Source organism: Bradyrhizobium sp. CCBAU 51753 (genome assembly GCF_015291565.1).
Lineage (GTDB): Bacteria > Pseudomonadota > Alphaproteobacteria > Rhizobiales > Xanthobacteraceae > Bradyrhizobium > Bradyrhizobium ivorense.
This window is the reverse complement of the sequence record NZ_CP030037.1, coordinates 2072980-2095895: the sequence shown is the minus strand read 5'-3', so window position 1 is coordinate 2095895 and position 22916 is coordinate 2072980. Positions and strand designations below refer to the sequence as shown.

At 58.5% G+C, this 22916-nt stretch carries 19 protein-coding genes and 1 pseudogene; 6 read left to right on the top strand and 14 right to left on the bottom strand.

What is annotated here, in order from left to right; genetic code table 11:
- Positions 1-11: 11 nt before the first annotated feature.
- The 8 genes from istA to XH93_RS09485 form a co-directional block, all read right to left on the bottom strand.
- Positions 12-1535, bottom strand: coding sequence for an IS21 family transposase (istA, locus tag XH93_RS09520; RefSeq protein WP_194473296.1), 1524 nt, complete (start codon positions 1533-1535; stop codon positions 12-14).
- Between the two features lie 188 nt (positions 1536-1723).
- Entirely contained in the window at positions 1724-2188 is a 465-nt protein-coding gene (locus tag XH93_RS42935) for an FAD-dependent oxidoreductase (protein WP_194473295.1), read from the bottom strand.
- Positions 2189-2333: 145 nt separating this feature from the next.
- Positions 2334-2546, bottom strand: a complete 213-nt coding sequence (locus XH93_RS42930; protein ID WP_371815104.1) for an FAD-dependent oxidoreductase — start codon at positions 2544-2546, stop codon at positions 2334-2336.
- Positions 2506-3489 (bottom strand): saccharopine dehydrogenase NADP-binding domain-containing protein, encoded by a 984-nt coding sequence (locus tag XH93_RS09505; RefSeq protein WP_194473293.1) that lies wholly within the window; start codon positions 3487-3489, stop codon positions 2506-2508. Before XH93_RS09505 ends, XH93_RS42930 begins: the two co-directional genes overlap by 41 nt.
- Positions 3490-3899: 410 nt before the next feature.
- Positions 3900-4697: an enoyl-CoA hydratase/isomerase family protein gene (locus XH93_RS09500; RefSeq protein ID WP_194473292.1), complete on the bottom strand. Its 798-nt coding sequence runs from the start codon at positions 4695-4697 to the stop codon at positions 3900-3902.
- Between the two features lie 17 nt (positions 4698-4714).
- Positions 4715-6205 carry an MmgE/PrpD family protein gene (locus tag XH93_RS09495; RefSeq protein WP_194473291.1) on the bottom strand — a complete coding sequence of 497 codons (1491 nt, stop codon included), beginning with the start codon at positions 6203-6205 and terminating at the stop codon, positions 4715-4717.
- 112 nt (positions 6206-6317) lie between these two features.
- Positions 6318-7877 (bottom strand): AMP-binding protein, encoded by a 1560-nt coding sequence (locus XH93_RS09490; protein WP_194473290.1) that lies wholly within the window; start codon positions 7875-7877, stop codon positions 6318-6320.
- A gap of 257 nt (positions 7878-8134) precedes the next feature.
- Positions 8135-9010: a transporter substrate-binding domain-containing protein gene (locus tag XH93_RS09485; protein WP_194473289.1), complete on the bottom strand. Its 876-nt coding sequence runs from the start codon at positions 9008-9010 to the stop codon at positions 8135-8137.
- A gap of 1689 nt (positions 9011-10699) precedes the next feature.
- On the opposite strand from XH93_RS09485, the gene XH93_RS41845 reads away from it, so the two are divergent.
- Together XH93_RS41845 and XH93_RS41840 are read left to right on the top strand one after the other, a co-directional pair.
- Complete coding sequence (locus XH93_RS41845; RefSeq protein WP_210340460.1) at positions 10700-11062, top strand: transposase; 363 nt, start codon at positions 10700-10702, stop codon at positions 11060-11062.
- Between the two features lie 475 nt (positions 11063-11537).
- The gene (locus tag XH93_RS41840) at positions 11538-11891 is read left to right on the top strand and encodes a transposase (RefSeq protein WP_210340459.1); all 354 of its coding nucleotides are present in this window, start codon (positions 11538-11540) and stop codon (positions 11889-11891) included.
- A gap of 232 nt (positions 11892-12123) precedes the next feature.
- Here the strand turns inward: XH93_RS41840 and XH93_RS09475 are convergent, their stop codons facing one another.
- Positions 12124-13629, bottom strand: coding sequence for a porin (locus XH93_RS09475; RefSeq protein ID WP_194473288.1), 1506 nt, complete (start codon positions 13627-13629; stop codon positions 12124-12126).
- 409 nt (positions 13630-14038) lie between these two features.
- Positions 14039-14878, bottom strand: a complete 840-nt coding sequence (locus XH93_RS09470) for an IS5 family transposase (protein ID WP_194473273.1) — start codon at positions 14876-14878, stop codon at positions 14039-14041.
- Positions 14879-15023: 145 nt separating this feature from the next.
- Here XH93_RS09470 and XH93_RS09465 point away from each other — a divergent pair, with 145 nt between their 5' ends.
- A complete protein-coding gene (locus XH93_RS09465) occupies positions 15024-15236 on the top strand; it encodes a hypothetical protein (RefSeq protein ID WP_194473287.1) in 213 nt (70 codons plus the stop codon).
- A 263-nt stretch (positions 15237-15499) separates the two neighbouring features.
- Positions 15500-15668, top strand: a pseudogene (locus XH93_RS42110) (helix-turn-helix domain-containing protein); the annotation flags it as partial.
- 175 nt (positions 15669-15843) lie between these two features.
- Here the strand turns inward: XH93_RS42110 and XH93_RS09460 are convergent.
- The 4 genes from XH93_RS09460 to XH93_RS09445 all read right to left on the bottom strand — a co-directional run bounded on the left by XH93_RS09460 (position 15844) and on the right by XH93_RS09445 (position 20129).
- The gene (locus tag XH93_RS09460; RefSeq protein ID WP_194473286.1) at positions 15844-17358 is read right to left on the bottom strand and encodes an amino acid ABC transporter permease/ATP-binding protein; all 1515 of its coding nucleotides are present in this window, start codon (positions 17356-17358) and stop codon (positions 15844-15846) included.
- Positions 17355-18056 carry an amino acid ABC transporter permease gene (locus XH93_RS09455; RefSeq protein ID WP_246799541.1) on the bottom strand — a complete coding sequence of 234 codons (702 nt, stop codon included), beginning with the start codon at positions 18054-18056 and terminating at the stop codon, positions 17355-17357. Before XH93_RS09455 ends, XH93_RS09460 begins: the two co-directional genes overlap by 4 nt.
- An 11-nt stretch (positions 18057-18067) precedes the next feature.
- The gene (locus XH93_RS09450; RefSeq protein ID WP_194473284.1) at positions 18068-18922 is read right to left on the bottom strand and encodes a transporter substrate-binding domain-containing protein; all 855 of its coding nucleotides are present in this window, start codon (positions 18920-18922) and stop codon (positions 18068-18070) included.
- A 199-nt stretch (positions 18923-19121) separates the two neighbouring features.
- Positions 19122-20129, bottom strand: a complete 1008-nt coding sequence (locus tag XH93_RS09445; RefSeq protein ID WP_194473283.1) for an aminotransferase class III-fold pyridoxal phosphate-dependent enzyme — start codon at positions 20127-20129, stop codon at positions 19122-19124.
- A 1353-nt stretch (positions 20130-21482) separates the two neighbouring features.
- Between XH93_RS09445 and XH93_RS09440 the strand changes: the two genes are divergently transcribed.
- Positions 21483-21710 (top strand): substrate-binding domain-containing protein, encoded by a 228-nt coding sequence (locus XH93_RS09440; protein WP_194473282.1) that lies wholly within the window; start codon positions 21483-21485, stop codon positions 21708-21710.
- A gap of 57 nt (positions 21711-21767) precedes the next feature.
- A complete protein-coding gene (locus tag XH93_RS09435) occupies positions 21768-22541 on the top strand; it encodes a CmcI family methyltransferase (protein WP_194473281.1) in 774 nt (257 codons plus the stop codon).
- Positions 22542-22916: the final 375 nt, after the last annotated feature.

Sequence of the window (22916 nt, the reverse complement as noted above, 5' to 3'; positions counted from 1 at the left end):
TTTCTTCCCTTTTAGTGGTAATAGTCCGAGCCTCTGATGTTTGTGTGTATGATCGGCTCGCGCTCGGGGGACGCGGGCGTTGCAAGGCGATCGAGCCCCTTCTCGAGAATCGATTTGACGCTTGGGTAGTTGCGAGCCTCGATCTCAAGCGCGCGCAGCGCGGCCGCCTCGAGGCGTTCGGCGCCAAAGCGCTTCTCAAGCCGGAGGATGCCCAGGCACGAACGATAGCCCTGTTCGGGATGCGGCCGATCCTCGATGATCCGATCGACCAGCAGGCGCAGCATCGGGCCGATCCGGCTTGCCTCGCTGCGGATCTTTGCCGGCGTCCACTCGCCATAGCGCCGGTGGCTGGAAGGCATGTGGGCGCTGATCGTCGTGTGCCGCCCGTTGCCGCTGCCGCGCATGTGCGCGGCGATGCGCTCGCCCCCCAGGAAGATTTCAACCGTTCGTGCACAGATCCGCGCTTCTACCTCGCGACGGGCGAAGCGATAGGGCACCGAGTAGTAGTGTCGTTCGATCTCGACGTGATAGTCGAGCCCGACCCGGCATCGGCGCCATTCGGCATGGACCCACGGCTCGCCGGGGAGCGGTTTAAGATTCGGTGCATCAATTTCCTCGAACAGCTGGCGCCGTGTACGGCCATACTGGCGCAACACCCGTCCGTCATTGAGCTTGGCCAGCCACTCGGCGATCGCACCGTTGAGTTCGGCCAGGCTGTAAAAGGTCCGGTTGCGCAGCCGCCCCAGCAGCCAGCGCTCGATGATTCCGACGCAGGCCTCGACCTTTGCCTTATCTCTCGGGCGACGCGGCCGTGCCGGCAAAATCGCCGTGCCGTAATGCTGCGCCATATCGCTATAGCTGCGGTTGACCATAGGGTCATAGAGGCACGCCTTGATCACCGCGACCTTGGCGTTGTCGGGCACCAGGAGTTGCGTGGCGCCGCCAAAAAAGCTGTAGGCCGCGTTATGTCCCGCGATCCAGTCGCCGAGCTGCTCGGTCCACGTCGCCAGCGCAAACGACAAGCTGGACGCGCCCATGACCGCGACGAAGATGTGCGCGTCACGCACCTCGCCAGTCTTTCGGTCGACCACCGGCACCGTGTCGCCGGCATAGTCGACAAACAATTTCTCGCCCCCGCCGTGGTGCTGGCGCATCACCAGCGGCAGCCGGCCTTCCCAGTTGCGGAACAGGTCACAGAAACGGCTGTACCGGTACCCGTCCGGATGCTCTGCAATGTACTCGTCCCACAGTACCTGCAAAGTCACATGCTTGCGCTTGAGCTCGCGGGCAATAACGGACCAGTCAGGCTCGGCCACCTTGCGCCGGCCAGGCTTCACGCCAGGCACCCCGTACAGCAGTTGCTCCAGCTCGGCGTCGCTTATCGCTTCCGCGACTGGCCATGCCAGGCCCGCGCGGGCAAACCGCTTCAGCGTGTCACGTACCGTCGTCGACCCGACGCCGACACGCTCGCCAACCACACGCGTCGAGAGCCCAGCCTCAAGGCTCAACCTCACGATCTCGCGCACCTGGCGCATGATAACCCTCCTCGTTGGCATCCAATTCTCCAAGCTGTTTCCAGCCGGAGAAATGACCCAACGATCGGGCCTCACACCATCCGAAACTGCGCGCGATGAAATCGGAATGCTGCGCGGACAATGCTCGGAATGCTGCGCGCGATCATTTCGGAACCCCGCGCGCCATCAAGTCGGTACGCTGCGCACCATCATCTCGGAATCCGCAGGTTAACCTCGGCGCCGGTGGCGAGAACCACGGTTCCGGGTGAGTAGTTCTGGCGAGCACAAGTGACAGTCACTTCTCCGTTTTCTTGGCATTCCAGACTTTGGACGCGTTCGCAGCGCAAGATGCCACCGCGCCGGACGAACACCTCCGCGAGTCTGATTACGAAAGCCGACGGATCTATAACGTGAGCTGCTTTCTCGACGAATGTAGCCTGTGCCCTCAGTCCGCTGATGGCAGGCTCCATTTCCATAAGATCTGCCTCAGGTATCATCCGGACAGTTGCACCAAGCGAAGCGCGAATGGCGTTCGAACGGGATGCAGACTCGATCTCCAACGGCGAAAGGTGGACAATGAGGTAGCCACGTCTGTGGATCGATGGGAGGTCAGACCCGAGTAACAGCTCGTAGGAGCGGAGTGCGTCGCGGCCGAGGTCGTGAAGCAGTCTCACGTTATGCTCAATCCGATTCGGCCGAATCGCCTTAGCATATTCGATGGCCCAAGGAAGGAGCCTTGGAGGTGACGCCCAATCGAGGGCCGCGGGTGAGCTCACCTTCAGAAACTGAGCCGGAACGTGGGAAACACGGAAGTGCGCGCTAAGGGGAAATCCGGTCGGGACGTTCACGCCCGCATTGCTCAAAACTGCAGCCTTGCCCCGGGGGCTGCTGGTCCAGTATCAGGACTTTCAGGCCCCGCTGCTGCAAGGCCATGGCTGCGGTGACGCCGACAACACCGGCGCCCACAACAAGTGCATCAAACCTGTCCGCATCATTTCTCAAGCGGCACCCCGAGACTCTTAAGCCTCGCATTTGCAAGAGCGCGGGCGCCCAAAGCCACATCAAGAACGCCAAGTCCCGCAAGCGTAAGGTGAATTCTGGTCTTGCACTCGGGAAGCCGGAGCTGACCCGACATCAAGCTACCGAGATCGCCCGCGATTCGCCCCCATGCTGCGCCCCCCTCACGAAATCTGCTGTTCCGCATTCTAACGCCATCCGGGTCGTCAACGACAATCCAGGCTTGCGAGATCAGCTGGATGTCAACATCTCCTGGTGAGCCGAGCGTGCAAACGATCGCGTCCTGCTTGAGCCACTCCGCGTGGACAAGGTCAGCAGCTTCAGGGGCCGCAGTGGCTGTGAATACGACGTCAGCATCACGGACGGCAGAGGGAATGTCCGAGGTAGCAAAGAGGCTAAGGCCCCGAGGAAGAGACGCGGCTGCATGTTCGCATGCAGCTTGCGCACTTGATTCCGTCCGTGCCCACACCGCAATGCGATCAACGGGCTGCGTTACTGCCAGGAGCTTCACCAGGCCGCGGCCAACGTGGCCCGCCCCAATGACGGCCACATTTCTTAGTTGCCGCCGTGCGCATGCAAATGCGGCAGCGATTCCCATCGCGGCCGTCCGGTCACACGTGAGCTGGGTGGCGTCCAGCACGCCCTCGAGCGATCCAGTTTTTGCGTCAGAGATCACGAGCGTTGCCAGAGCGCGCGGCAAATCCCGCGCTCGGTTGTTGCCCGTCATGACGAACCATTTGAGTCCTGCCGCGGAGCTTGAGAGTACGCAGCCGGCGACGCTACCCATGTGGAGGTGGTCCCCGTCGATGTCTACGCCAAATCCCGATTTAGGACCTCTCACGACGTGCGCCGTGTTCATCTCGCGAAGCGTCTGGCTGACAATCTCATAGACTTCTTCATCAGAAAGGCACGACTGAACGGTCCTGGCGTTCAGGTAAAGAGTCGTTGCTCTGCTCATTGCTAACCATCTGTTAGATTCGCGGTGCGTTTTTCGGTGCGTAGGCGCTTCAAAAGGTGAGTGAGAGAACGGTCGGTTCTCCGTTGCTAAATGCCTCATGCTGGGTCATAGCGTCCGATCCAACCTGGCGATTCGTCGCTTTCGAGATCTGTGTGTGTTCGTTGAGGCGGCCCTGCGGTGATAGGCTCATATGGCCGATCGCCAATCGTGCCCGCGTCGGTCAAGTGCCAAGACAATTCACATGCCGGGGCGAGTCTCGCTCAGTGCGACGGCGTCCGTCCTAGCCAACCCTGTGACGACATCGCCCTCGACGCTCGCCCTGCTGAAAGCTCCTGCGCTTGAGCTTGTCTTGCAAATGGAGAAACTCCATCGGTCTTACGACATTTGGGGCCCTTCAACCGCTATTCGCGTTAAAATTTGTCGACGCCACGGTTTTCGAAGAAGCGTTGGACTTCCTTTTCAAGTGCGCCACTCTCAAATGCCTCTCTATAAGCAGCGAAAGCCACCTTCCAGGCATTCTGGTAGCGCTCCTCGTCAAAGCAGCGGATGGCGGTCTTAGAGATCCTGAACGCCAGACGAGGCTGCTTGGCCAGACGACGGGCCACGTCTACCGCAGCGTCCAGCACCCCGGCTTCATCTACAATCTCGTTGATGAAACCGAGGTGCTTCGCTTCTTTGGCTTCCATAAGGCGCCCCTGCAGTGAGAGTTCGTAGGCCCGGCTGCCAATTCGCTCCCACATCAACCACAGGCCGAATATGCTTGGAAGTCCTGCCTTCACTTCCGTCTGACCCATCCTAACATTTGGATGAGCGACCACGTAGTCGCACAACTGAGCAAGCTGGAAACCGGAGCCCGCGGCAACGCCGTTGACCGCGGCGACAAGCGGCTTGCTGAAATTGCGCACCGCATCGTAGCAGCTTGCGAAGCGATCGAGAGTAGCGCGGACTTCAACGATATCAGCGCTGGTCTCGCCCAAATCTTGGCCCGCGCAGAAGGCTTTGGGTCCTGCGCCAGTGAGAACAATTGCCTCGGCATTGGCGTCCTCGTCTGCAGCGAGCAGCTTGCGCATGAGCTCTTCCCGCATGGCCTCTGTCCAGGCATTGCAGCGCGCCTGCCTGTTAATAGTGAGCACGAGCACGCCGTCACGTATTTCTGAGAGCAAATCGTCAGGGTGGAAGGGAAATTTTTTGCCCTTTTGCATCGTCATTATGCAGTCGCTCCAACTCACCGACTGTTTGCCATCGCGGCATAGAAGGCATCGACAAGGACACTGGCATCGTCGACGCGCTCGATATCGGCAACGAGCGCGACCAAGCGATCCGCGTGATCCGCGCCGACGAGACCCCGAAATTTCGCTTGAATGTGAGAATCGTCGATACGGTTCTTGGGGTGATGGTTGTCGGCCCAGATGTAATCGCTTTCCTCCCGGAATGTACCCTTCGTGGTTGTGACGCGGACGGCGGAAGGTACGCCCTGCGTTGCATCGGTATCTGCGAATGGATCCGCATAAGAGTAAGCTTGAGGTATCGCGTATCCCTCCACCCGGACACGCTCGCGCATCGTTTTCACCGCCCGCGCCTGCGCGAGCTCTGCCGATAGCCATTCTGGTCCTGCCGGGACGTTCATCAGCAGCATCGAAATGGCGTGGGGGATGCTGAACTGCAAGCTGATGAAGCTCTGCGGCTGAGTGTCGGTAAATCTTTTGACAGTTGCGCCGGAGGCAATTTCGACGACCACCTCCGATACGTCATCCGCGCCGATGCTGTGCTTGGTCATTAAGCGCTCGAGTGCGGCCAGCGGATATTGAATCCATCCGCAGCAAGTCCAGCGTTTGTACCAGATGCTGCGCAAGTGCCAACGGCTGCCGAGGTGGGCTAGGAAGCGCTGGCTGTTGTTGTCTCCGCCCTGTACGATACGGATCAGCCCATTCTCGCCGCCGAGTATTGAGGTAACCGCCGTTGACCCGCGCATCGCGGATACTGCGCCGAACACGCCTGTCAAGGCACACCAGCCCATATCGCCATATTTCGTGTTCGGCAGATCGACCTCCGTCGTCCATTTGCCTCCGATAGGGATCGGCATATTCGAGGCTGCGATGCCATAGGCCTGCGTCGTCTGCTCCGCGGAGAGGTTCAAGGCCCGCGCCGCTGCACCAACAGCGGCAAACACGGGAGGCGCCGTGATTCCCCAGACGTCCAGTCTCCCATTCGCCCGTCCCTCGGTCACCTTGAATTCGGGACCGATTCCAAGGGCAATCTGGCCGGCGAGTTCGTAGCCGACTACCAGTGCACTTAGGAGCTCTTTGCCTGACAAACGTTGCCAGCGCGCCATTGTCATCCCGCTCGCCACCGCGACCGCACCGAAATGGCAGTAGGCATAGCCCTCTTCGAGATCCATCAGATTGCCTAGACGCCCGATTTCGTACGAGCGGCCGAGGAAATCTGTGCCGTCGGCGAAAAAACCTGCTCCCAAGGCGGCACCGAGCTGGGAGACCATTTGCCCAGTTTCTGTGCACTTAGCCGAAATCACGCAGCCCAACGTATCGAGAAGCATGCGCTTCGCCTCTTGGCATACATCGGCTGGGATACCGTCATAGTGTAGGTCAGCATAGTGGCGAGCCAAGGTGAACGTTTCTTCCTTATCTTCTTCCCTACCCTTGGATCCAGCTATCGCGGCGTCGCTTGCTGGCCGTGGAGCGGATTCTGTTCGTCTCATCTCGCTTCCTCATCAAAGATGGGCGCGCGTGCGCGTTAGTCGGTTGCTGTATTCGTTCAAGCAGATCGAGGCATATGGATAGACCTCTTGCCTTGTCTCATCATTGAGGTCCTTAGGCAGTTCGCTTCGGCATGACACCGGCGGTTTCGGCGTCCCATGCGTTCTGAAAATCGACTTCAATCAGTTGCTTCTGGATTCGCTGGCTGGGTCCCCGGGGGAACTCCTCAACGAATTGGATGAAGCGCGGCACTTGATAGTAGGCGAGCCGATCTACGCAGAAGTTGACAATCTCGACGGGATCAGGCGTTGCCCCTGAACGCAGCTTGATAATTGCCATGATCTCTTGGTCGTGCTGTCCAAGTGAAGAAGCGACGCCGATGACTGCCGACTCCTCCACATTGGGAGCCGCATTTATCACGCGCTCAAGTTCCCACGCTGATACGTTTTCGCCCCGGCGGCGCATCGCATCCTTCTTCCGGCCCTTGAAGTAGTAATTGCCCTCTTCATCGAACATCACCAGGTCGCCGGTGTAAACACGCCCATCCCGAAGCACTTCGGCAGTCTTCTCCGGCTCACCCCAGTAGCAGCTCATCGAAACGCCGGGAGCTTTTGGTTTGAGCACAAGTTGGCCTACGACGCCCGGACCGACAGTTTCGCCGTGGTCATTGATCACGCAGCAGTCGAGCTCCTCGATCGGGGTGCCCATTGAGCCAAACACTCCGCGCAAGTTCAGGTGGGTAAAGTTCTGACCTTCCGTGAGCCCGTATCCTTCGCGCACCTTCAGACCGAAGCGCTCTTCAAGCTTGCGCCAGCTGCCGGCGGGACACCCCCCTCCCCATGCGATCGAGACCGGATTGTCACGCTCGCTTTCGACCTGTGGCTGCGCCAGGATGATGTTCACCACGCCACCTAGATAGTGAAGCTTGGTTGCTCCAGCCGCTGCAATCTGGTCCCATAGCTGCGAGGCGCTGAAGCGCTCGACCATATGGATGCGCGCCCCTTTTTGCAGCGCGATCGAGACTGTCATCATGGCGCCGTGATAGAAGGGTTCCCAAAGGAAGAAGGTGTCGTCGCGTTGAGCCTCCGAGAGGATGGCCGCGTTCTTTGTGCCGACCCACCAGTAGCATTCCGACAAGACTGCGCCTTTGGGGGCGCCAGTCGTTCCCGATGTGTAACCGATCACGATGGGATCGTCGAAAGATCGTGCAACGGCGCTCCGCACGCGCTGACTCGCGCCTAGAAGTGCATTCAGCTGAAATTCGCCGTCACGGTTGATGCCATCTTCGAACCACACCACGGACGGCCGTTGGCGCAACGCAGACAAGGTCTGGCGGATCGAATCGGCATGCATGCGATTGGCGAGCAGTACTCGTGGTCTGCAGCTATCGAGCTGGAGCTCGAGCCCGGCCGATCTCAGATGGATACTGAAGGGTATGACCGTCCCGCCTATCCAGGGTATGGCTAGATACAATTGGATGTGCTCAACGGAAGGGCCGAGCATCAAGCCAACTCGATCGCCTGGCTTCACACCGGCGTGAACCAATGCGCCGGCCATTTCCTGGACGCCGGCGAGTAGTTGTCCGTATGTGGTGTGTTGTCCTCGGAACGAACAGAAGACTCGCTGACGGCTGTCTTGGGCGCGGGCTCGAACGAGGTCGGAAACAGTCTGCATGGATGGTCTCGCGTCATTGGTTCAGAACGTACCGCAGGATGGAGCGGTGCGCGTACGCTCTTGTTTGCTGAGCACTCGTCGAGCGGACCCTATTCGATGGGAGGGGTCAGGCTCAATGACGCCAGACGAGGCGGGCGAAGCGCATCTCATGCCGTACGACAGCAACGAGACCCCGGACTGATGTGTAACGCGGCCCTCCACGTCGAGCCACTTGACGGTAATGTCGCGTTCGGCGCAGCTTTCACAGGCGTGACGCACTACCTGCAGCTTTGTACGAGGTCACTGGCCTTCTGCATCCTGGAGAGGACGTCCCACGCGGCGTCGAAACCATCTAGATCGCCGTAGGCCTGCTTCCAGTACTTCTCGAGAAGGTCTTTCATCACGCCGTTGCCGCGCAATTTGTTCAGTTCCTTGTCGAACGTGTCGCGGAAAGCCTCGTCTTCGTTGCGGAACATCGCGCCAAAGCCAAACGCTGGCGACTGCTTGTCGACGATGAATTCGAGACCTTTCTGTTCCGGGTGAATGATTGCGACCGCCGAAAGGTAGGTCGCATCTGCTCGGCCGCCGGTGACCATCGCTACGGCAGCCGGAATGTCGGGGACGTTCACGAACTGCGCGGACTTGAGTCCCACCTTCGATAAGTACGGCCAATAGTCCCCTCCTGCAGCGTTCGCTACCTTGATGTCGGGGTTCTGTGCGATCTGGTCGACGCTCGTGATGTGTTTGGGGTTTCCACGCGCGACATACAACCCGTTCAGCGCCACGAAATTGGGCCCCGAATAAATCGCCGCTTTGCAGTGCTCTTCCGTGTAACCCAGGCCGGGGGCTACAAAGTCGACCTGACGGGACTGCAGCGCGGGAACTTGGGCGCCCCAATCCATCAGCATACCCTTAAGCTCCGGCAACCCCATGCCCTTGAGTACGAGATTCATGAGCTCAGGCCCATAGCCAGTTGCCTTCCCATCCGGCGATATCATGTCCCACGGAGGCGCCGAGCCAAGAGCCATTTTGACTTCGCCAGCCTTGCGGATCGAGGCGAAAAGAGGTCCGTCATCCTGCGCCAACGACGGATACGGATTGCCGACCACCGCGAGCAACAGGATGGGTAATGAGAACTTGAGCCTACAACGCATGCTGTTTCTTCCTGATCAGAAAGGTCTTGGTATCTCACGGAGGGAAGAGATGTTGAGCCTCTTCGCACGCTTTGGCTGCATCTCGAGTTTATCCATCAGCGCTGGCACGCCGCGCGCAAAAGCACGCGGTCTCACGCAAACACGCCTAGCATTCTCGGCAAACAGCTCCACAAGGCCAATACCATTTTCAGAGGGATCGATACCAAGTCGGAATTGTCCGGCGGTACATCGCCGGCTTCTCTATGCCGGCAATCAGCCGCAAATCGATTAGAGCGCTCGTGAGGCATGCTGAGATGTTGCAACACCGCGCGGTCCGTGGGAATTGGATCACACATTTCTTGCGTCCGCTCGTAGCAGAGCGGGTCAAATGTTGGTACGATGCGCACGAAAGTGACGCGCTGCTGATACTGCTGAAATATACGGACTGTTCGATGCGTCGCGCGAGATACGCATGAGTATGGATTAGCTATACATGCGGAGCCGCCGAGCGATCGGGGTAGTTGCGGTAACGAGTCTACCGCCGCCCTTGGCGGGCGTTTCCTCCCTGACTTGGCCGCCGGTCGAAAAGCCGGCGGCCGTTTTTCGTGGAGGGTCGATCTTCTCATGATGCTCGCTTGAGTAGACGAATCGCGAGCGGCAGCTTACATAACGAAGGTCAGTCCGGATCGGTTTGAGTGCCAACGTAGAGGCCTGGGGTGCGTGGCGCGGTGACGATTGCTCAGGATTGCCATGGACAGCGCAAATCGCCCCTCAAATCTTGAGCAGGAGTAGTTCGGCTCTTTACGAGGCCGACGCCTGTTAGCAGATCACACTTGGACGATTTGACCTTAGCGCATTGGCGATTTGCGCGCGGGGACTCGCGATCTTGCTGACTCGATCGGCGCGCGTAGCGGCATGCTCCCCCGAGCGCATAGGGTCAATCTGCAATCCGAAAAAAGTTCGTCGCCCGGCCCATACTGAACCGATATGCGTGGACGCGATCAAGGTGAGGCGACGCTCCTGCCCCTTTTGTTAGGTGCGTAGGACCACGAGCATCTCGCGATGCGCGCTCTATCATTGAGGCCCTCGGAGTGCCGCGAACCGGCAAGGCATCAAGAGCGAAGCGCCGAACCGAGAAGTAGATTGTGAATGATAGATCCAGGGCCGCGTCAACAGAACAGTATTCGGTGTGGCGGCCGTGGCGGACCAAACTGCCGCGTGGCAATCTGGGGTTCTTCCGCATATTTGGTGCAGGGTGCGGGATTCACGGACAGTTCGAATAAGGGCATAAGGTCGGAAACGCAGTCGACGCCCGTGATTCGCCTTGCTCCATGCCTTCCGCTCGCTGATTTCGCCCGAGCTTTCGATTGTCCAGATTCTTCCCCAGACCGACAGGGAGGTGCTCGTGGCTCGGCCGAAGTCAGCGGTCTCACTCTGTCCCTATTGCGGCTACCAGACGGTCGCGTCCACAGCCACTACGTGCGACGATTAGCCGATCTGCCGTCGCAGGGGCGGGTTGTCGAAATCCGGCTTCACGCGCGACGGTTTCGATGCGCGAATCCGCAATGCCCGCGTCTGATATTCACCGAGCGGCTACCGGCAACGGTGCGACCGAAAGCAGGACGCACAACCCGCCTCGGCGAGAGCTAACTGGCGATCGGCTTTGCGGTCGGCGGTGAGCGCGGCTCGCGCCTGTCGCGCAAACTGGCTATGCCGGTCAGTGGCGACACCTTGCTCCGAATGATTCACTCGGCTCCCTTGCCGGATTTCGTTGCCCCGACCGTTGTCGGCATCGACGATTGGGCCTGGCGTCGTGGCCAGCGATATGGAACGATCATCTGCGATCTGGAGCGTAATTGCGTGCTTGACCTGCTTCCCGATCGTAACGCCGACAGTGTTGCGCGCTGGCTGAAGCGCTGGCCCGGAATCGTCGCCCGCGATCGTGCGGGACTTTATGCTGATGGCACACGCTGCGGCGCGCCCGACGCGGTGCAGGTGGCGGACCGCTGGCACCTGCTCAACAGTTTGGGGACGCCCTGCGCCACGCGGTCGGCCGCCATCGTCACAACGTAGCCGCCGCCGTGCAAATCATGGCGTCCGCGCAAAGACCGGAGACCGGCAGTTCCACGGCGCCGCCCGGTCTTGCACAGTTGCGGGCGGATCGGAAGGCTGCGCGACGCGAACGCTGGGATGAAATCTGTCGCCTACGCGAGCAAGGTTGCCCGACATCCAGAATCGCCCACCTGCTCGGCGTCGACAGACGCACTATACAGCGCTGGCTGGCCGCTGGCGCGAACCGGAGCATTTGCGTCCTTACAGACCTTCACATCTTATCGGTCCCTTCGAGGCGTGGCTCGAAGCGCGGTGGGCCTCCGGCTGCCAGGTGGGCCAGCAGCTTTGGCGAGAGCTTCAGCAACAGGGCTATACTGGAAGTCGGGTGACCGTCGCGCGATGGTCCGCTGACAGGCGTGCACGTGCGGACGCGGGAGGAACAGCACAACCACACCTGACCTGGAAAGCTCCCACGCGTCGTCGCTGTGCTTGGTACTTGAGCCAGGATCCGGATCAGATCGATGCTGAAGCCAGGCTGTTTCTCGGCCATCTGTTTGCGCAAGCTCCGGAACTCGCCACGGCGGCCGATCTGGCGAAGCGGTTTGTGTCCCTTCTCAGTGGTAGCGACATCGCCGAGCTCGATGAATGGATCACACAAGCAGCCAACAGCGAGCTCAAGAGCTTCGCCAACGGCATCGCGCGCGACATCGATGCGGTCCGAGCGGCAATAACTATCTCCTGGACAACCAGTCCGGAAGGCCAGATCAGCAGGATCAAAGCCATCAAACGACAAATGCATGGCCGGGCAAGCTACCTGCTATTGCGTCGACGCGTCCTTCTGGCTGCCTGAGAACGACCGCGCACCCTATCCAACCCCAGTCGCTCAGCTGCACCAAATATGCGGAAGAACCCCTGACTGTCGCGCGCTTCCCAGCCAGATTGTCGCGCTATAGCAAACATCGGCCGCAGTCGAAAAGCGCATTTGAAGCTAAAGCCTCCGGCGGGCATGCCGGAGGCTCTTTTGGAGGTTAATCAGACTACGAAGTGTTTGCCTATTCTCCTTCCGCTAGTTTGACAACGACTCACCAATTACGCTGAGCTCGGAGCAGTAAGCTCACCGTGTTCTGATCCTTCAGTTCGTAGGTAGCGCCGGGCTTTCCGATACCTGCCTGCGTCGGCAACACCACCGTGCTTCCGGCCGCATACTTTTGGTCAAGCATGGTGTAAGCTAGGTCGGCCGAGAAGGTCAGGTTCTTGACCGGAGTCCAGCGCGTGATTGCACCGACAACCCCGTAGTTGAAGTCGGGGTTACAGCCGCCAACTCCGCTAGAGAGCGCCAGCCCTGCAACGAAAGCGCCGCAAATGTAGCCTTTGGCTGTGTCATTGTACCGTACGGCAGCCCACCCACCGTAGATCGCGGTGTTCCAGTGGGGATCCCAGTTATGGGTGTAGGCACCGCTGAAGCCATAGGTCGTGGTCAGCTCCTGGCCAGCGCCGGTCACGAACACAGAGTCAGAAACGCCGGCAAGGCCGACGCTCTGGTAAGCACCCGCGAGGCTAGTACCACCGTACATAGCGTAGTTGGTCGACGTATACTGCTGAAAGTTGTAACGGCTCGCACCATTCGTATAGACGCCTGACATGTTGATCGTGTCACCGGCGCCAGTCGGGATGTTCTTAATCGACAAAGCAAGCTGACCAGCCCAGCCCCACTTGTCGCCGGGATGGCCCGTGACCTCGGTGGCACCGTAGTAAGCGGCGTGGTTGTCATGCGCGGCGAACGACGCCTGGAAGAGGCCCCAAGCCTGGTCAACACGAAGCATGGCGACGAGGTCCGGGGACCGCGAACCGCCAATGTCGTTGGCACCGTACGCACCGGTGGCAAGACCTGCGGTCGTAGCGCTGCTCACGTTCCAGATATTAGTCGTGTCATGTTGGACTTGATCCTCAGCCGAAAAGGCGGCCGAAATGCCCTGACCGAAATCCGCAGTGTAGGTGAACTGGTTCACGGGTTCAAAGCCGTTGCCCCCCGGCAGGCCGTCAAAGTTGTTCCCAGGATAATTCATCCAGGGCGCGGAGAACTGCGAGGTTGCCTTACCCAACGTGAAACCAGCGAACTGAATGAAGGCATAGTAGACGCCGAGCGAGCCACCTGCGACGAAGTCACCAGAATAGACGGTACCGCCGCCACCGGCACCCGCATATCCACCTGACGTCCAGGTAAACACGCCATCGAAGAAGGTGCGGACCACGCCGTACTCTGTCGCGGTGCGCGTATCGATGCTAAAATCCTCACGAGAACGAGCGGTGAAATAGTTGCTCAGGCGATTGTTAGCTCCGCCTGCGCCGTTCACTCGCCCTGATGCGTAAACCGAATTGGTGTTCAGCGCCGTCTCAGCGCGGAGGTATCCCCCAAGCTTAATGCAGGTATCAGTCCCCGGAATGTAGTAGAACCCAGCGCCATAGAGCGAGCAGATCTTCACGTACTCGATCGCCTTGGCCTTAACGGGCAGATCAGCTGCCTGTACTCCACCGGCGGCAATCAGACCCACCGCCGAACTGAGCAAAAGGCTCTTCACCATTTTCATAAAAGTCCTCCGAATTGTTTCACCTCAAAAGTGGCCAATCAACTGTTGCGGCAGAGACCAGCCACCTTTGCCCCCAATCATTCTCGACCTGCAGGCCATCCTCGAAACGCCAACTGATAGATCGAACCAGTGAACGTCGCGGTGCGGACCATCCCGCTGTTCGCAGGATGAGGTTGACAGATTGCGCTCATTGTCGGCGTGAAAACTCCGTACGGAGTGAACCAACGCACACGAGCGCTCTACAGCGTGCTCTAATCGCGCCACAACGGTACGATTCGGACTACGAAACGAGCACGTATCGCCCGTTTCGTACGCTGCATCATCAATCTCGCGATGTGTGGAAACGACGCTTAACTGTCAACTTCCGCGGACGCACAGCACAAGAGTCACTGAGAGTCTGACTCAAAATTCATGACTTGACGTTGGCCGATCTGGCGATGCGGCGGACCAGTTGTCGAGTTGACGCAATAAGGAGCCATGCTTCAGCCGAGGTGACGGAGGCCTCCCAATCCTTGGCAAGACGTCGGCAGCGGTTAAGCCATGCCAACGTTCGTTCGACGACCCAGCGTCGGGCAACAACAACGAAGCCTTTTGCCTCGTCCGGGCGTTTGACAATTTGAATCGTGGGCCCGTCGATTTTCCGGAGCGCGTTCTCAAGCTTTTCGCCGGCATACCCACCGTCAGCAAACAAGTGCGCGATAGTCGGGTAGCTTGCACACGCCAAAGAGACGGCGGTCGGCGCACCGTCCCGATCCTGAACATTGGCCGGGTGCACGATGGCGCTCAGCAAATTTCCTTGTGTGTCGGTGACGATGTGGCGCTTGCGACCTTTGATCTTCTTGCCCGCATCAAAGCCGCGCGGCCCTCCGCTCTCGGTCGTCTTGACCGATTGACTGTCGATGATCGCCGCCGTTGGTTGCGGCTCCCGTCCAGCAAGCCTGCGCGCGATTTCAACCAAGGCATCATTGATCAAGTCCAACACCCCGCTGTCGCGCAGGCCATAAAAATAGTACTGAACCGTCGTAAAGGGAGGAAAATCCTTCGGCAAAAGCGCCCATTGGCATCCCGTCGTCGCAATGTACTGGATCGCATCCCATACCGATCGCATGCAGGTCTTGCGCGGTCGACCCACCTTGCTCCGCCCTGGCATCAACAGCTCGATCAAAGCCCATTCCGCATCCGTACAATCGCTTGCATAGCGGAGCCTTCGTCTGTCATGCTGACAGCGGGTGATTTCAGTCCAGGTCATCTGCTTCTCCGATGGCTTCGAACACCTTCGAAGAATCACAACCTGCTGAAATCACCCAACTTTAATTTCCGGTCAGCCTCTGAGACCCGCAGATCAAGTATGTCCGAGTTTTACAGTTGAGCCGCGAGAGAAAGGACCTAAGGGCATGCGGCTTCATGATCATCCGTCGCGAGACCAACAATACGACGAACAAACCAACGACAGTTGGCACTCGGTGCGTTGCGCTACGGCATTTTCAAGCTCGGAGACGATCAACAACACCAATCAGTTCAACGTTGAACCACTGGTGACGACCACGAGAAACGAGAAACGACGACTTGCCCGTGCAGCACAAGAGTATTTGTATCCGCGCGACTAGAATTAGAACGATTTCCAGCTGCCATTTGTGACGTCGGAGGCGGTTTTTCAGCACTTTGGACGCTTACGTTGTCGAACAACTGTCAGCCAGAGGGGGAGCAGTGAGCAGAGTCGGCAAACTGCTAATAGTACCAACGGCCTTGAGGTTTGACTCAGATTAGGGATTCCCAAATCAGTGAGTTTCTGAATCGATAATTGCTCTTTAGGAGAGGAGCGGCATTGATGGGGGCGGAGGTGGCGATCACCCGGCTCGACTGCCTCTGAACTTCGCATCTTCGCAAGGCGGCGCAACGGGAGAAGGACAGCACGGCGGCGCGGCGGATGCTGGCACTTGCGCTGATTCTGGAAGGCACGGACTGCAGGAAGGCGGCGGAGAGCTGCGGGATGGATCGCCGGACCCCTACGGGACTGGGTGCATCGTTACAATGTGGAACACCTAGGGCTCGAACAACCAGGTCGCGATTGACGATCACGCGCATCGGAAAATCTCGGTCGGGTCGTCAACGTCGGCTGGTCGTTGACACTGCGGCGGCCCACCTGCTGGCCTGCTTAATTGATCGAATCCCCCGCCGCCGCAGCATTGCGCAGCAATGAGGTGGCTATTGGTGTTACCAATGTCCGCCCCGATGAACCGACTGCAGGAACGCGCGTGTACGCTCACGTTCGGGATTTCTGAAGATCTTGTCCGGCGAGCCCTGCTCGATAATGCAGCCGGCGTCGAAGACGGCGATGCGATCGGAGACCTCGCGTGCGAAGCGCATCTCATGGGTCACGATCAGCAGCGTCACCTTGCTCTCGTGCGCTACATTGCGCACCACGTCGAGAACTTCTCCGGCGAGCTCAGGGTCGAGTGCCGAGGTGATTTCGTCGAGCAGGAGTATTTCAGGTTTCAAGATCAGAGCTCGCGCGATCGCGATGCGCTGCTGCTGGCCTCCGGAAAGCTGGGCGGGATACGCATGCACTTTGCTTTCCAGCCCCACCATACGAAGGTATTCCAGCGCGCTCTTCTCAGCCTGGTCCCCGGACTGCTTCAACACGGTCGTTGGCGCCAGGATCAGGTTCTGCAGCACGGTCAAATGCGGAAACAGATTGAATTGCTGGAACACCATGCCGCACCGGCGGCGGATACGCCCCTCCTGCGAGTCCGACAGCGGTTTGCCCGCCGCATCGACCAGGATGCTCTCGCCGAAAACCCGGATATCGCCGCTGGTGGGCTTCTCGAGGGTCATCGCCACGCGCAGTACAGTCGTCTTTCCTGAACCGCTCGGGCCGATTAGCGCGACCTTTTCGCCGGGCCGCACTTGCAGATCGAGATCGATCAGCACGCGGTGAGCACCGAAGGATTTGGAGACTTTTTCGAAATCGATAGCCCACATGGCCTGTTGCGATTTGGGGGTGGATGCATGTGCTTCTATCGCGCTGGAGGCCGCGGCGGCCGCCGGCTCGAATGGTTCTACGCGGCTAAATTCTCTGGTGTTAGCCATGCTTGTCCTTGAACGGGAGAGAAAGTAGAGGAACGGCAAATTCATGCCGATATAAATGATGCCTGCCAGGGTGAACGGCTCTAGGTAGCGGAAGTTTTCGTAGCCGACCACGTTCGCCTCGCCCATCAGCACCGGCACACCGATCGCAAAAAGCACCGCGGTTTCTCTGAACATGCCGAGCACGTAGTTGAGCAGAGCGGGGATAGCCCGCTTGATCATCAACGGAACGAGCACGCGTTGCCATGTAACAAAGGAGCTCAGGTTGAGCGCGATACAGGCGTCGCGCAGTTCGGATGGGATCGTGATCAGGCTGCCGCGATAAACCTCCGAGCAGTACGCGGCGTAGACAACCCCCAATACGACGATGCCAATGGGTATTGCCGGAAGGGTAATTCCCGCTTCCGGCAGCACATAGAAGGCGAAATACAGCAGCACAAGGGTCGGCACGCCTCGGAAGAGTTCGAGCCAGAAACGCACGAAGAATCGCCCAAGCGGGGTATTCACGCTCTCTAGGATCGCAAGCAGCAGCCCGCCCAATAATGCAATCGCCGAAGCCGCAACGGTCACCAGGACGGTGTACCAAACGCCATCAATGAGGTTCGGCAGGATCTGTTGGACGTAACTCCAGTCCCACGTCATTGGGGGACTCCGGATGCGGCTTGAGCCGATATCCGCGCGGCTCGCAACGCACGGTTCAGTGGGAGCACGTGCTCGAGCGCGCTAAAGGCAAGCCCGCAAAGAACGGTCAGGATCCAGTAGAAGGCGGCAAGCAGGCAAAAGACGGTCACGGTCTCGTAGGTTTGGCCGCGAATGTAGTTCCCGACATAGAGCACGTCCTGCACACCGATAAAGCTGACGAGCGCGGTCCACTTGACCATGCTCCTCGTGAGACTGCCGAAAGCGGGCACGATCTGGGAAAGCGCCTGTGGCAGAACGACCTTCGTGAGACTCTGCAGTTTGCTCAGCCCAAGCGCATGACAAGCATCGGTTTGCCGGCGATGAACGGCCTCGACGCCACTACGAACGATCTCGGCGCCATACGCGGCTCCATCGAGCGCGAGCACCAGGATCGCCGCCATGAGAGGGCTCAGACGCGGTATCCCGGGCAGTATCGGCAACACATAAAATACCCAGAACAGGAGAACCAGAGCGGAAGGAGCCCGAATGAATTCGATGAGGAGCATTGATGCCCATCGTAGAGATGGCGTGTCGGACAATCTTAGCGCGCCGAGGATAACCGCGCCGAGTGCCGCACCGGGGATGATGCACAACGCGACCCAGACAGTGACCCACAAGCCCTGCGTGAGTAAGGGCCAGTACTCCAAAACAGCCCTCACCGTGGTGCTCTCTACTCGCAGCTGGGCACGATGTCGCTGGCCTTATTGACGTTGGCGAGCAACCGGGCTTGTGTATCGCCGTTAGCAATCCCGTACTTCGCGTAGAGCTTCTGGACGATGCCGTTTCTGAGCAACGGGACGAGGTGCTCATTGTATGCATCGCGAAACTGTTTGTCCTCTTTGCGGAATGCCATGCCCGCCCCAAATACGGGGGACTGTTTGTCGACGACCACCTCAAGGCCTTTCTGCTGCGGATTCGGGATAGTGAATTGACCGGTTATGAACGCGTTCGCCCGACCACCGATGACCGTTGCGGCGCCAGCCTGAATTTCCGGGACTGTTATGATTTGCTCGGGCTTGACCCCCTGCTCCCGCGCGTACGCCAGCTCACCTGACACAATCGCCGCCAATTTGATGTCAGGGCGACGTGCAATGTCCGCGAGGCTCGTTAGGTGCTTCGGGTTTCCGGGTAAGACATATATCCCGGTCTGAGCTGCGTAAAAGGGCGCTGAGAATATTACGACTTTGCAGCGTTCGGCCGTGATGCTGAGGCCGGCGCCGACATAGTCGAACTGGTGGGCCTGCAGTCCGGGGATCATGGCATTCCAATCCGTGAAAATCGGCGTCAGCGCCGGCAGTCCCATGCTTTTGAGCACCATATTTTGCAGATCACCCCCAGAACCCGTCAGCTCTCCGCTCGGCAACACGAATTGGTAGGGGGGGTTCGAGGCAAGCGCCACCGTGACCTTGCTGGCGCTGCGGATCGAGGCGAAAAGAGGGGCCTCGGATTGTGCAAACGTCAGAAGCGAATAGCTGGTCAATGTGAGCAGCAGGACCAGCAATGACAACTTTGATTTCGAACGCACCTTGCCTTCTCCTCTCAATCCAAAAGGTCTTGTTCACGCACTGCGGGCACGGCCTCTTTGGCCATCCTTAAGCCATGCGTCTCATCCGCACACTGGACGGACACTAGATCCTGGCAGGTCCGCAGACTCTTCTTCTGAGAATCATCTCCGCTCTTCTGAGAATCATCTCCGCCCGAAACACGAGCGGCAGCGCCTTGTCTCAATGCCGTGACGGCTGAACGGTATTCCTCGGACCGTCTCCAAACACCACTTGCTGGAAGGCGGGCCGACCAATTGTCTGTAGGGCACCGAAAGCCTGTCGGCGATTTCGAGCAAACCGACCGCCAGAGCTTCGCACCTTTTTTGAGTATGGCCGAAGCCCCTGACTTATTGGCGCCGACCGGCCATCACCGGGACGGCCAGAGGTCGTGAGCTTCAGAACATCAGTCTGCTCCGCCACGGCGACCAGCGGCGATCCACCGCCCAAAATCTTACCCAAGGCGCACAGGTCCAGTATAACGCCGAAGTCTTGAGCACCCTCAAGCTCGAGGCGAAATCCGGTTACCACCCCATCGAACACCAGCAGGGCGCCGATACTATCGGACAGCGCCCGCAAATCTTGGAGCAACCCGGGTAGTGGCATAAACGTAAGCTGCATCGATTCGACAACGATTGCGGCAACCTCGTCCCCGGCGGGTTCGACAATCTGCGGTGTCCGCTCGATGTCGTTGTAAGGCGCGATGACGATCGTCTCAGTTATCTCCGGCGGAATACCGGCCGATTCGGCCACCGGACGCTGACCATTGTGACCGGGCTCCGCGCGATGGTTCTGCTGGAGCTGTACATGGAAGTCGCCATCGATCTTCAATATGTTAGTGCGTCGCGTAAGAGCCCTCGCCAGCCGAAGGGCGAGGAGGTTCGCTTCCGATCCATCGGTACAGAATCTTACTGAATCAGCGTACGGGCCCAACTGACCTTGAGCCCGCTGGTACATGAGATAATGGTGCGTGCGCATAGCGGCCTGCTCCGTGATAGCCAATACGCCCCCGGAATGCGCATGCCCAAGCACCATCGGCCCCGGCCCCACGACGCAATCGGCGTACCGCCGTCCATCAGTTGACCAGAGCCATGCTCCATTACCACGAAGGTGAACGCCACTTCGTCCGGGAGCTTGAACACTCCCAGAGAGGTTCCAGCCAGATATGGTTATGCGCCACAACGGCTGCATTTGGTTTCTCCCTAATGCATTCCGCGGAGTTCTCGGGTCCCGCGCTTCGCCGATGCTGCGTCGTCCGACGCAACGGCCACGGCGTACTCCGCTCAGCCGCTGCAACGCTCACAATGTCGTCGCGCACATCACGCAACACACGTGACGGATCGAGTGTTCGCGGATCGCGATGTCTGCCCTACACCTTGGAAAACCGTCGGGTCAGCGCTATCACAGCGGAGTTCCTGGCGGCGGAAGCGTGCCGGATAGAGCTGCAAGCTCACCCAGCGAAATTGGTCCGCCGATCTTGGGCCGAGAGAGGCACCTGGAATGCTGCGCCAAGCGTGATCTGACTGAAAATTGTCCACTTGCGCCGAAGCTCGGCACGGCCTCATGGCCCGTTCTCTGTGTGAAGGCCTCAGTGGTTTCCTTAGCCGGCTCGGTGAAGTTTGCGGCTGCCACGTTGATGTTCGCCGCTTCGGCGCTGCCATGCAAAACCCTCGTCAGCCAATCATCAGGATCAATCGGGCAGGCGTCATCCGCAACTCCTGGAGCGAACCGATTGCTTTGGGGGCGCTCTCTTCCTCGCTTCAGCAATCGGCGTGCCACTCGCAGGACCGGATGCCGCGCCTCGTTTGACGAGAACGACTCGCGTGCCTGCCAACATCGTTGTGGAATAGCATGCCCATCTGATGACGCGAGGCCACCACGCCTGATACGGCGTCTTTGCCAACTGTCGCCGGTTGATTTGGCACGACAATGATTCGCGAACACGGGAAGAAATGGCTATCGAGTGGCCCGCCGATTGCTGAAAAGAGGAAGAAAGAGTCCGCGCGCCAAAGCTGTCGATTTGAAGTTGCTGATGGTGCTTGCCCGATCGATCCTAATGCAGGCGTTCGCACCGAAGTAGCGAACATTCAATGCGGGGTCCCTGGCGAAGCATTCAGAGTCTTCAGGCAATCTCGGCCCATGTCGCTTACCGATGCTTGAGCTACTAAAGAAAATGGGCCTATCGGTTGCTGAGGGGGTTGCTTCGATCCAGTGCTTGCCAATGGTAGAGATTAAGCGCACCCCGATGAGGACAGCAAAAGCCCATCATCCTCAAGCAGTCGTTCAAGACTCGGCACGAGAAGCAACCGGTGTCTGCGTTCCTCCATACTTGTCGTGCCATCCATGTGCAATTGAACACCTTGATGTTGGAAAGCGGACAAAAGCGGCCGGCCATTCACAACGACGTTGGAGGCACCCGCGTCTTTCTCATCAAACAAGGCGCGGCATCAGGGGTGCCGCGGGTGGCACGGCGATTGCTTAGATGAGGAGCATAGAACCAACGCGGCCAAACCGGTCGTGGCGACCTCGTCCCAGGAGTTCCCGATGAGACTTGGCAGATTGATCTTAGTCGATGCAATGCTGGTGCCGCTTATCCCTAAAATTCAGGAGAGGCGAACATCAATTCTGGCGATCGCCCCCAACTTTACCGAGGCGGCCAAGGAGATTGCAGCGTCGTTTTTTAAGCAGAAGACCGGGCACGAGGTTCTGTCGAGCTTTGGCGCGAGCAGACGGTTTCACAGCCAGATCACCCAAGCCGCGCCATTACAGTGAAACTGATCTGGGCGACGCAATTTCGTGAGACGACAGGCGCAATACGGAGATAGACCTATGAAACTTGCTTCCGGACACAAGGCCTTTTGGGAGGCGGCCCACAAGAATTATCCCGACCATATAAGGCCGGGCGGAATTCTTGGAAGATTTGAGGCAATAAACGCAATAAATACAGTCGTTAATGCTGACCATTCTGACCGCTTTGTAAAGCCATCATCACGTGGATGGCGGTCGTCTATTTACCCGTGGAGCTTCCCCGTTTATCGCTCGACAAAGGTCGGAGCTTTGGCGCTGACGTACAAGGGGTTAATAATGATCAAGACGCCCTTTGATCTAGCCTTGTATGCAAGGCTTATTTGGGAACTTCAGCCGAGGACAATTCTTGAACTTGGTTCGTTTCAGGGTGGCAGCGGACTGTGGTTGGCTGACCAGATGTCGGTGCTTTGCGAGCATCCCGGTGAAGTTCACTCCTTTGATTTGCTCACCAAATGCATCCATGAAAGTGCAAAACATCCATTTCTTACCTTTCATCAGGCTGACCTTTCGGACCCCAATGCATTCGATAAAAACCTGCTGATGAGGTTACGTCACCCTTGGCTAGTGATCGACGACGCGCACGTGCAAATATTTTCGATATTTTCGTGCCTAAGAGACTTCCTAGAGTCGGGTGATTACTATGTAATTGAAGATGATCCCATAAGAGCAGACAAAGAGATTATCGACGGCTTGCAGCTGGCCGAACAATCAGGATTCTTAGTCGATACTTACTATACCGACGCGTTTGGGACAAATCTTACCAGTGCTCCAAACGCATGGCTTCGAAAGTCGTAAAGGAGGGTCAGGAGGTGCCGGCTTGGAAAGTCGGCCCTCCATTGTACGCAGTGTGGGCGCGGCCTATGGTCTTGAGTAGCTTACGTGGCGCGAGAAGGAGGCGATTGAACGGGCGACCTCAATCCTCCCAAATTTTCATTGAAATAATCCGCGACCATTCCGTCAAGCCGTCCAATCTGCCGCTGGTCATTAGCTAAAACCGGCCTGCGGACAAGGCGGATTGAGATCGCGAGTGAGAAACCGCATGATGCCGAATGACGCATTGATGCGAAGCGCGTCTCTGCCCCACCGTCCCTGGTCCTAAAGAGAAATGTTAAAGCCGCACGAGACGAAATTGTTTTATTTTCGTAGCACCATGTATGAAAACTCAACAGC

Bases quoted from the DNA above. Each gene is read 5' to 3' on its own strand.
- XH93_RS09495 (WP_194473291.1), bottom strand. From the start codon at position 6,205: ATGAGACGAACAGAATCCGCTCCACGGCCAGCAAGCGACGCCGCGATA.
- XH93_RS09505 (WP_194473293.1), bottom strand. From the start codon at position 3,489: ATGAGCAGAGCAACGACTCTTTACCTGAACGCCAGGACCGTTCAGTCG.
- XH93_RS09440 (WP_194473282.1), top strand. From the start codon at position 21,483: ATGAGACTTGGCAGATTGATCTTAGTCGATGCAATGCTGGTGCCGCTT.
- XH93_RS09475 (WP_194473288.1), bottom strand. From the start codon at position 13,629: ATGAAAATGGTGAAGAGCCTTTTGCTCAGTTCGGCGGTGGGTCTGATT.
- XH93_RS09435 (WP_194473281.1), top strand. From the start codon at position 21,768: ATGAAACTTGCTTCCGGACACAAGGCCTTTTGGGAGGCGGCCCACAAG.
- XH93_RS09470 (WP_194473273.1), bottom strand. From the start codon at position 14,878: ATGACCTGGACTGAAATCACCCGCTGTCAGCATGACAGACGAAGGCTC.
- XH93_RS09490 (WP_194473290.1), bottom strand. From the start codon at position 7,877: ATGCAGACTGTTTCCGACCTCGTTCGAGCCCGCGCCCAAGACAGCCGT.
- istA (WP_194473296.1), bottom strand. From the start codon at position 1,535: ATGCGCCAGGTGCGCGAGATCGTGAGGTTGAGCCTTGAGGCTGGGCTC.
- XH93_RS09460 (WP_194473286.1), bottom strand. From the start codon at position 17,358: ATGACGTGGGACTGGAGTTACGTCCAACAGATCCTGCCGAACCTCATT.
- XH93_RS09500 (WP_194473292.1), bottom strand. From the start codon at position 4,697: ATGACGATGCAAAAGGGCAAAAAATTTCCCTTCCACCCTGACGATTTG.
- XH93_RS42930 (WP_371815104.1), bottom strand. From the start codon at position 2,546: ATGCGAGGCTTAAGAGTCTCGGGGTGCCGCTTGAGAAATGATGCGGAC.
- XH93_RS41845 (WP_210340460.1), top strand. From the start codon at position 10,700: ATGCCGGTCAGTGGCGACACCTTGCTCCGAATGATTCACTCGGCTCCC.
- XH93_RS09485 (WP_194473289.1), bottom strand. From the start codon at position 9,010: ATGCGTTGTAGGCTCAAGTTCTCATTACCCATCCTGTTGCTCGCGGTG.
- XH93_RS09445 (WP_194473283.1), bottom strand. From the start codon at position 20,129: ATGCAGCCGTTGTGGCGCATAACCATATCTGGCTGGAACCTCTCTGGG.
- XH93_RS09465 (WP_194473287.1), top strand. From the start codon at position 15,024: ATGCGGCTTCATGATCATCCGTCGCGAGACCAACAATACGACGAACAA.